The organism is Luteimonas sp. 8-5 (assembly GCF_029763755.1).
GTDB lineage: Bacteria > Pseudomonadota > Gammaproteobacteria > Xanthomonadales > Xanthomonadaceae > Cognatiluteimonas.
Window position 1 is genome coordinate 1 of sequence record NZ_JARUVM010000151.1, and the last position, 6,924, is coordinate 6,924.

General features: G+C 69.3%; 7 protein-coding genes. 3 read left to right on the top strand and 4 right to left on the bottom strand.

Features of this window, described 5'->3' with window-relative positions; translation table 11 throughout:
* The coding region (locus tag QAA18_RS12285) for a hypothetical protein (RefSeq protein ID WP_279413323.1) at positions 1-195 on the bottom strand (195 nt) is incomplete at its 3' end.
* A complete protein-coding gene (gene cysD / locus QAA18_RS12290) occupies positions 195-1,103 on the bottom strand; it encodes a sulfate adenylyltransferase subunit CysD (RefSeq protein ID WP_279413324.1) in 909 nt (302 codons plus the stop codon). The genes QAA18_RS12285 and cysD, both read right to left, overlap by 1 nt.
* 66 nt (positions 1,104-1,169) lie before the next feature.
* On the opposite strand from cysD, the gene QAA18_RS12295 reads away from it, so the two are divergent.
* The 3 genes from QAA18_RS12295 to wecB are packed head-to-tail and all read left to right on the top strand — an operon-like array spanning position 1,170 to position 3,987.
* Complete coding sequence (locus tag QAA18_RS12295; protein ID WP_279413326.1) at positions 1,170-1,916, top strand: electron transfer flavoprotein subunit beta/FixA family protein; 747 nt, start codon at positions 1,170-1,172, stop codon at positions 1,914-1,916.
* Entirely contained in the window at positions 1,916-2,857 is a 942-nt protein-coding gene (locus QAA18_RS12300) for an electron transfer flavoprotein subunit alpha/FixB family protein (RefSeq protein ID WP_279413328.1), read from the top strand. The genes QAA18_RS12295 and QAA18_RS12300 overlap by 1 nt, the downstream gene beginning before the upstream one ends.
* A gap of 11 nt (positions 2,858-2,868) precedes the next feature.
* On the top strand, positions 2,869-3,987 hold the full coding sequence (wecB, locus tag QAA18_RS12305) for a UDP-N-acetylglucosamine 2-epimerase (non-hydrolyzing) (RefSeq protein WP_279413335.1): 1,119 nt from the start codon (positions 2,869-2,871) through the stop codon (positions 3,985-3,987).
* Here wecB and QAA18_RS12310 read toward each other — a convergent pair.
* Positions 3,959-6,073 (bottom strand): LTA synthase family protein, encoded by a 2,115-nt coding sequence (locus tag QAA18_RS12310; RefSeq protein WP_279413330.1) that lies wholly within the window; start codon positions 6,071-6,073, stop codon positions 3,959-3,961. The two genes, wecB and QAA18_RS12310, sit on opposite strands and share 29 nt — an antisense overlap.
* Positions 6,073-6,924 (bottom strand): glycosyltransferase family 2 protein (locus QAA18_RS12315; protein ID WP_279413332.1); only part of this gene is annotated, 852 nt, incomplete at its 5' end. The genes QAA18_RS12310 and QAA18_RS12315, both read right to left, overlap by 1 nt.

Consider the following 6,924-nt stretch of genomic DNA (forward strand, 5'->3'; position numbering starts at 1 on the left):
CGCGCTGACCTGGTCGTCCAGCAGCAGCTTCGTGTCGTGCAGCAACCGCCCGATCAGCGTGCTCTTGCCGTCGTCCACGCTGCCGCAGGTGATGAACCGCAGCAGCCCCTTCGATTCATGCTGCTCCAGATATGCGGCCACCGTGGCTTCCGCTGTTCCGGCTCCCGGCTCCCGGCTCCCGATTCCCGCCGCCATCAGAAATAACCCTCTTGCTTCTTCTTCTCCATCGAGGCGGCCGGATCATGGTCGATCACCCGCCCCTGGCGCTCGGACGTGGTGGCCACCAGCATCTCGGCGATGATCTTCTCCAGGGTGTCGGCACCGGACTCGATCGCGCCGGTCAGCGGATAGCAGCCCAGGGTGCGGAAGCGCACCTGCTTGAGTTGCGGGGTCTCGCCTGCGCGCAGCGGCAGGCGCTCGTCGTCGACCAGGATCAGCGCGCCGTCGCGCTCGACCACCGGCCGCGGCGCGGCCAGGTATAGCGACGGTACCGGGATGGCCTCGCGGTAGATGTACAGCCACACGTCCAGCTCGGTCCAGTTGGAGATCGGGAACACCCGCACCGACTCGCCCTTGTGGATGCGCGTGTTGTACACGTTCCACAGCTCCGGGCGCTGGTGCTTGGGGTCCCAGCGGTGCTGGGCGTTGCGGAAGCTGAAGATGCGCTCCTTGGCCCGCGACTTCTCCTCGTCGCGACGGGCCCCGCCGATGGCCGCATCGAACCCCCAGTGGTCCAGCGCCTGCTTCAGCGCCTGGGTCTTCATCACGTCGGTGTGGACCGTGGCCCCGTGGCTGATCGGGCCGATCCCCCGGGCCAGCCCGTCCGGGTTGGTCCAGGTGCGCAGCTCCACCCCGGTCTGCGCCGCCCGCTGATCGCGGAAGGCGATCATCTCGCGGAACTTCCACGTGGTGTCCACGTGCAGCAGCGGGATCGGCGGCCGGGCCGGGTAGAAGGCCTTGAGCAGCAGGTGCAGCAGCACCGAGCTGTCCTTGCCCACCGAGTACAGCATCACCGGGTTGGCGAACCCGGCCGCGACCTCGCGCAGGATGTGGATGCTTTCGGCCTCGAGGCGGTCGAGGTGGGACAACGCGGGTGTCGGCATCCCGGGATTCTAGCCCCCCGGGTGCGGTAAAATGAGGGTTTCCCCGCATCCGGAAGCCCCAGGACGATGAAGATCCTCGTCGGATACAAGCGCGTGGTGGACTTCAATGTCCGCATCCAGGTCAAGCCCGACGGCTCGGGCGTGGTCACCGACGGCGTCAAGCTGTCGGCCAACCCCTTCGACGAAATCGCGCTGGAAGAAGCCCTGCGCCTGCGCGACAAGGGCATTGCCACCGAAGTCGTGGTCGCGACGATCGCGCCGGCCGACGCCCAGGCGCACCTGCGCAACGGCCTGGCCATGGGCGCCAACCGTGCCATCCACGTGGTCTCCGACCGTGCGCTGCAGCCGCTCACCGCCGCCCGCGCCCTGCTCAAGCTCATCGAGAAGGAACAGCCGGACCTGGTGATCCTGGGCAAGCAGGCCATCGACGACGACGCCAACCAGACCGGGCAGATGCTCGCGACGCTGTGGGGCCGCCCGCAGGCCACGTTCGCCTCGAAGCTCGAAGTCGCCGACGGCAAGGCCACCGTCACCCGCGAAGTCGACGCCGGGCTGGAAACGCTCGAGGTCGACCTGCCGGCCGTGATCACCACCGACCTGCGCCTGAACGAGCCGCGCTTCATCAAGCTGCCCGACATCATGAAGGCCAAGTCCAAGCCGATGGAAACCATCGCGTTCGCCGACCTCGGCGTGGAGGACGGCGACATGCTCGAGACCACACATTACGCACCGCCCGCCAAACGCAGCCGCGGCGTGATGGTCAAGGACGCGGCCGAACTGGTCGCCGTGCTCAAGCAGAAGGGGTTGCTGTAATGACTGCCAAGGTTCTGATCGTCGCCGAACACCTGGACGGCAAGCTCAACGCGGCCACGGCACGCTGCGTGTCGGCCGCGCAGGCGCTGTCCCCGGAATCCATTGACGTCGTCGTGCTCGCCGCGGATCCCTCGGCGGTTGCGGCAGAGGCCGCGCAGATCGCCGGCGTGTCGAAGGTGCTCGCGGTGGCCAACGCCGCCAACGCCAACGCGGTCGCGCAGGTGCTGGCGCCGCAGGTGGCGAAGCTCGCCGCCGGCTACAGCCACGTGTTCGGCCCCTCCACCACCTTCGGCAAGGACCTGATGCCGTGCGTGGCCGCGCTGCTCGGCGTGGCCCAGGTGTCGGACGTGATGGCGGTCGAATCCAGCCACGTGTTCAAGCGCCCGATCTACGCGGGCAACGCCATCGTCACCGTGCAGGCGCCGGCCGACCACGCCGTGGTCGCCACTGTGCGTACCGCCTCTTGGCCGGAAGCCGCGCGCGGCGGCAGCGCCGCGGTCGAAACCGCATCCGTCGACGCCGCCCTGCCGTCGCATACGCGTTACGTTGGCCTGGCCGCCGGCAAGTCCGACCGCCCCGACCTGCAGAGCGCCAAGCGCGTCGTGTCCGGCGGCCGCGGCGTCGGCTCGAAGGAGAACTTCGACATCATCTACAAGTTCGCCGACAGGCTCGGCGCGGCGGTGGGCGCCTCGCGCGCCGCGGTCGATGCCGGCTACGTGCCCAACGAACTGCAGGTCGGCCAGACCGGCAAGATCATCGCTCCGGAGCTCTACGTCGCGGTCGGCATCAGCGGTGCGATCCAGCACCTGACCGGCATCAAGGATGCCGGCACGATCGTGGCGATCAACAAGGACGCCGACGCGCCGATTTTCGAGATCGCCGACGTCGGCCTCGTGGGCGACCTGTTCACCGTGCTGCCGGAACTGGAAGCCGCGCTTTGACCAAGTCGGTGATGGTGGTGTTCGGGACCCGCCCGGAGGCCATCAAGATGGCGCCGGTGGTATCCGCGTTGCGGGCACTACCGGATCTCGAGGTACGGGTGGCGGTCACTGCCCAGCACCGGCAGATGCTGGACCAGGTACTGGAGCTGTTCGGGATCGTACCCGACGACGATCTGGACCTGATGGCGCCGAACCAACGCCTGCCCGACCTGTTTGCACGCATCCTCACCGGCCTGACCACCGTGCTGGAACGGCGCAGGCCGGACCTGGTACTGGTGCACGGCGACACCAGCACCACCCTGGCCGCCTCGCTGGCGGCGTTCCTGGCGCGCATTCCGGTCGGCCATGTCGAGGCCGGCCTGCGCACCGGCAACATGCAGTCGCCGTGGCCGGAAGAGGCGAACCGGCGGCTGACCTCGCCGTTGTCCAGCCTGCATTTCGCGCCTACGCCGACCTCGGCCGCGAACCTGGCCGCAGAGAACATCCGCGACGGCGTGCACGTCACCGGCAACACCGTCGTCGACGCGCTGCTGCAGGTCAGCGCGCGCATCGACGCCGATCCGGCGCTGGCGGCATCGCTGGATGCGGCCCTTCCCGCACTGGATCCCGGCAAGCGGCTGCTGCTGGTGACCGGCCACCGCCGAGAGAGTTTCGGCCGCGGCTTCGAACAGGTCTGCCTGGCGCTGCGCACGCTCGCGGCGCGCGGCGATGTCGAGATCGTGTATCCCGTGCATCTCAACCCCAACGTGCAGGAGCCGGTGAACCGGATCCTCGGCGGCGTCGACGCCGTGCACCTGGTCGCGCCGCTGGACTACCTCCCGTTCGTGCGCCTGATGGCGCGCGCGCACCTGATCCTGACCGACTCGGGCGGGATCCAGGAGGAAGCGCCGTCGCTGGGCAAGCCGGTGCTGGTGCTGCGCGATACCACCGAGCGCCCCGAGGCCGTCGAGGCCGGCACTGTGCGCCTGGTGGGCACGGACGCGGACGCGATCGTGACCCAGGCGTCGCAGCTGCTGGACGACCCGGACGCGCATGCGCGCATGGCCCGCGCGCACAACCCCTACGGCGACGGCAAGACTGCCGGCCGCATCGCGGGTCTGGTCAGGGAGTGGTTGCAGGCAGGACCCTGAAGTCGCCGATACGGCCTTCGTTGCCGTCGTCGCAAATCCAGGTGATCGGATAGTCCCCCGGCTGCGCGGGGACGGACGCGAATCCCGCCGACGCGACCTTGCCGGCGATCGTGAACGGTGCTTCCTGGTCACCGAACCGCAGCCGCGGCGTGCCTCGGGCTTCCCGCAGGCTGAACCAGAACGCGCTGTGACCGTCGGGCTGGGCGTTGAATGGCACGCCGGCTGCCGTTTGCTGCGGACCCCAGGCCTTCACTTCCAGCATGCATGGCGCGAACGTGCGCGCGATCTCCATGCGGGTCGGCCCAGTATGGCGCACGCCAAGCAAGTGGAGCGCGTACTGGTGGCCGCGGATCAGATCGTCGCGCACCGTCACCAGGCTCTCCCTGGTTTTCCGTACCGTGTCGCAAGCCGACCCGGCCGCACCGGAGCAATCCTGCCAGCTGCCGTCGCGCTTGCGATGCAGCAGATGGTTGAGGAACAGGCGTTCATCGCCGATCGTCCCCGGCGCACGGACCCACGGCGCCTGCGGCAGTACCGGATGGCCTTCGCCCAGCAGTGCCAGCATGCGCGGGGCAAGCTGGTTCAGGGGCAACTGGCCCATGTCGACGACGCCGTTGCGGCCGTCGATCACCAGCAGGGGCGTCGTCGACAGCCGCACCATGCCGGCGGCGTCGCCCGCGTCGATGCCAGACGCGGCGAACGGATCCGGGGCCGTGCCCAGCACCGGCGCGTGGTCGCCGAAAGCGACGATCAGCGCGTCAGGCTGCCGGGTCAGTACCGACTCGACGTAGTCCATGAAGGCCGCGGTCGTGTAGCGGGTGGCGTTGGCGTAGTCCTGCAGCACCGGCGCGGACGGCGTCACCTGCACAAGGTCCGGGCGCGCGTTGCGATCGCGGGCGTACGGATAGTGGGAGCCCAGGCTGACCAGCCAGATGAAGCGGGCGCCGCCCTGCGTTGCCGCATCCCACTCGACCACCTGGCGGAACGTGGACGCATCGGCGAGGAACATCCCGTCCATGTCGTCCATGGCGAAGCTGCCCAACGGACGGTAGTGCGCGAATCCAAGCAACGGATAGGCCACGTCGCGATTCCAGAATCCCGCGACATGAGGATGGATGGCGACGGTCCCGTAACCTGCGTCGCGCAGGATCCGCGGCAGGCACGGCACCGGATTGCGCAGCGCGCCGTCAAACGCGACCGACGCACGCAGCGCCGGCATCGCGCACAGGAACTCGAACTCCGCATTGGCCGTGGCACCCCCCAGCACCGGCGACAGCACGGCCGATCGACCGCCGGCTTCCCATGCGGCGATGAAACGCGGGTCCATGGGCGGGCTGGAGAACCGGTAGGCGCCGAGCTGGCGCGCATCCCACAACGACTCCAGCAGCACGACATGGATCGAGCGGGTGGCGGTCCATGAGGCCTGCGCAGGCGTCGTTTCCTGAATGCCAAGCGCAGTGAGCGCCGCCCGCACCTGGCCCCGCGTCGGTACTTCGGCCATCTCCTCGCGATACTCGGCCCCCGCCCGCAGCATGTAGACGATGCTGCCCTGCGCATGCAGGCGGGCGCTGCCCTGCGGCGCATCGGCACCGTCCAGCGAGTGCAGCAGCCGCGGCAACGGTGCAGGCAACGCCATCAGCAGGCCCGTCCATAGCAGCGGCAACGCGAGCCAGGCTGCGCGCGCGGCATTGCGCGGCCAGAGCGACAACAGCAGCAAGCCGGTCCAGGCGACCGCTGCCGCCAGCGCCATCACCAGCCGCCAGCCCGGCAGCACCTGCAGCAGCTCCAGCGCCGCCGCGGCATCGGCCGGTGCCAGCGGCGCGCCCATCATCGCCACCTTGTAGGCGGAGCCCGCGACGAACAGCGCCGCAAGGCAGGTGCCGGCGATCCAGGGCTGCCAGTGCCATCGCGCCACCAATGCGCTGCCCAGCACCACCGGGAAGACCAGGAGGACATCCAGGGCGATGGCCCATGGCGAATAGCCGACGTCGACCCACGCCAGCGCCAGCAACGCACAGGCCACGACCGGGACCGCGCTGGCTGCCAACGCCCACCACAGCGGGGCGGTGAACCGTCCTTCCCGCATCAGACGCGATATCCGTGCGGCACCCACGGACCCCACTTGGCTTCGTAGATGGCCTTGTTCGCTTCGAACAGGGCACGCTTGCGCTCGCTGCCCAGCGCGTCGAAGCTCGCCGACAGGTGGTGGTGCACGAACACGTCCTCGGCGCAGGCGACGCGGAGCCCGGCCTGCTCCACGCGTCGGCAGTAGTCGTCGTCCTCGAAGAAGCCGACGCCGAAGGACTCGTCCATGTCGCCGACGCGCTCGAACGTGTCGCGGCGCATCGCCACGCAAAAGAATGCCGCCGTATGCAGCGGATAGCGCTCGCCGGGATGGGCGCGCGTATAGCCCGCCGCCGCTCGGATCATGCCCGGCATGTCTTCGTACGCGAGCTCGATGCGCGCTTCGTTGCCGATGTTGTCGGTCACCGGGCCGACCAGGCCCAGGCCCGGGTCCTCGCGCAGGTGGTTGCACAGGCCGCGCACCCAGCCCGGGGTCACGTAGGTGTCGTTGTTGAGCAGTACCAGGAAGTCGCCGGTGGCCGCGCGCAGGCCGACATTGTTGCCGCCGGAGAAGCCCAGGTTTTCCTCGTTGAGCAGGATGCGGCGCAGATGCCCGGCTGCCGATGGCGCATCGATCCAGTCGCGCAGCCAGTCCGCGGTGCCGTCGCTGGAGGCGTTGTCGACGACGATCACTTCGAGATTTCGGTAATCGCTGTGCGCCTCGATGCTGGCAAGGCAGGCCTGGGTCAGCGCCAGGTTGTTGTAGGCCAGCACGACCACGCTCACGCGCGGCTCGGCCAGCGTCGCCAGCGCCGCGTCGAACTCGCCCGCGCGGTGCGCCCAGGTCTGGGTGGCCGCGAACGCGCGGCGCGC

Bases quoted from the DNA above. Each gene is read 5' to 3' on its own strand.
- cysD (WP_279413324.1), bottom strand. From the start codon at position 1,103: ATGCCGACACCCGCGTTGTCCCACCTCGACCGCCTCGAGGCCGAAAGC.
- QAA18_RS12295 (WP_279413326.1), top strand. From the start codon at position 1,170: ATGAAGATCCTCGTCGGATACAAGCGCGTGGTGGACTTCAATGTCCGC.
- QAA18_RS12300 (WP_279413328.1), top strand. From the start codon at position 1,916: ATGACTGCCAAGGTTCTGATCGTCGCCGAACACCTGGACGGCAAGCTC.
- wecB (WP_279413335.1), top strand. From the start codon at position 2,869: ATGGTGGTGTTCGGGACCCGCCCGGAGGCCATCAAGATGGCGCCGGTG.
- QAA18_RS12310 (WP_279413330.1), bottom strand. From the start codon at position 6,073: ATGCGGGAAGGACGGTTCACCGCCCCGCTGTGGTGGGCGTTGGCAGCC.